Origin of the sequence: Rhodococcus marinonascens NBRC 14363 (assembly GCF_001894885.1) — a bacterium.
Lineage (GTDB): Bacteria > Actinomycetota > Actinomycetes > Mycobacteriales > Mycobacteriaceae > Rhodococcus_F > Rhodococcus_F marinonascens.
The window spans coordinates 1-1,543 of sequence record NZ_BCXB01000117.1 but is presented as its reverse complement, the minus strand read 5'-3'; the positions used below and the strand labels follow the sequence as shown (position 1 = coordinate 1,543).

Sequence of the window (1,543 nt, the reverse complement as noted above, 5' to 3'; positions counted from 1 at the left end):
TCACCGCGCGTGTTAGACAACAACTTCGATCCGGCTAGATTGCTCTGCATGAGTGCAGAGCACCGCATGGTCGAAGTTGACGAAATACGCGCAGCCATCGGTGCCGAGATCCGACGGGCGACGCGGCTTCCTTTCCGGCACGGTGGGCGGGCCGCTGCCGTCACTCGCTGGGCACGGGATCGGCGGTCTCCGTTGACGAAAGCGGCGGGGTGCAGTCGTCCCATGCAAGGGTTGCGCATGCGGACCACTTCACAGGCGATCAGCGCTACGGAGCGAATCCGAATTTGAGATTGTCACTCTCAGCTTCCGACTCCCCGGTCGTCGGTACCTCGACATTGAGTCCATTGAGCCTTGCATTGCGATCCTCTTCGGGCATGAAAAAGATGTCCGATAGCAGCTCCACGGCCTCGGGAATCCCGCGTCCCCGCAGCGGGTGCCCATCCCCTAACGCCCCCTTGGATTGAAGCTGCTGAATCATGCCAAGTAGCCGTCCCGGCAGCGGTTCAGTATTTCCAACTTGCAGGCCGTCGTACCGAGGCGCAGGTCGACTGATGCGGAAGGGAGCATGATATGCCGCTCGGTGCAGGCGCTTGAACCCATCGTGAACCAGGTGGACCGCGACAGTGTTTTCATCCTCCGACCGGCTCCTCCTGCCTACGTCCAAAAGAAGGATCATTGACCATAACCGCTTGGCGAGGAAGTCGGCTGCATCCCGAACGTCCGGATCCGGATGTCCATGGACGAGGGTCAACAATCGGGGATGCACCACACTCCGCCACTGCTCTTCGACCGCATCGGCAGCGGACTTCGAGTCCGGACCCTCGTCTTGGTCAGGTTCGTAGTCACCTAAGCTAACAATCCGGATACAGGCCGGTGTCCACCAGCTTTCAACCGCAACGATCGTTTCGATCGTTTCTCTGTGCAGTGAACGAATGAGCATCCGGTACTCCGCGTCGAGCACGGTATCAGTGTCAGTCACGGAGCCAGCCTAGTTGTAGTTCCCAGGCTGGTTGCGACTGACTGGACGCTACTCTGCGCGAACCTGAGCCGCCGAGGATTTCACCTAGATTAGCGGCGTATTTTAGCTGGCCTGATCCCATGTTCGATCAGGATACCGATGAAAACCCCAGGTCAGAGGCCGCGACTGGGGTAGGCATGCTAGTTGAGCTTGCGTCGTGTCTCGCTAATCTTCGCTGCAAGTCGACACTTTTTTCCTGTGCCGGTCGTCGTCCCAGTACGCAACGCGTATACTTTGAGAGGTCTCTATGTATGGTGTTGGGTGAGTCGTCGAGTTGGAGACGAGAAGAAGATGATGCTCGAGGCAATGGGAGGGCAGTGCTGGTGACGGTGCAGGTGATCGACCAGGAACCGGTCGGCGACGGGGGAGGAGTGTGGGCGGTGCATCGCCCGATGGGAGCCAGCCACATCCAGGCCCTGGCGCGCGAGGTCGACGAGCGCTTCGTCCCACCCTCCGAGGCCGATGCCCTCGCATCGAACATCAGCCTCGACGACGGCGACGTCGTCTGGCACATCGGCGACGACC

At 60.0% G+C, this 1,543-nt stretch carries 1 protein-coding gene and 1 pseudogene; one reads left to right on the top strand and one right to left on the bottom strand.

Going from position 1 to position 1,543, the window contains the following annotated elements; all coding sequences use genetic code 11:
- Positions 1–265: 265 nt before the first annotated feature.
- Positions 266–979: a hypothetical protein gene (locus RM2_RS23095; protein WP_139277935.1), complete on the bottom strand. Its 714-nt coding sequence runs from the start codon at positions 977–979 to the stop codon at positions 266–268.
- 362 nt (positions 980–1,341) lie between these two features.
- Here RM2_RS23095 and RM2_RS23090 point away from each other — a divergent pair.
- A pseudogene (locus RM2_RS23090) lies at positions 1,342–1,543 on the top strand (hypothetical protein); the annotation flags it as partial.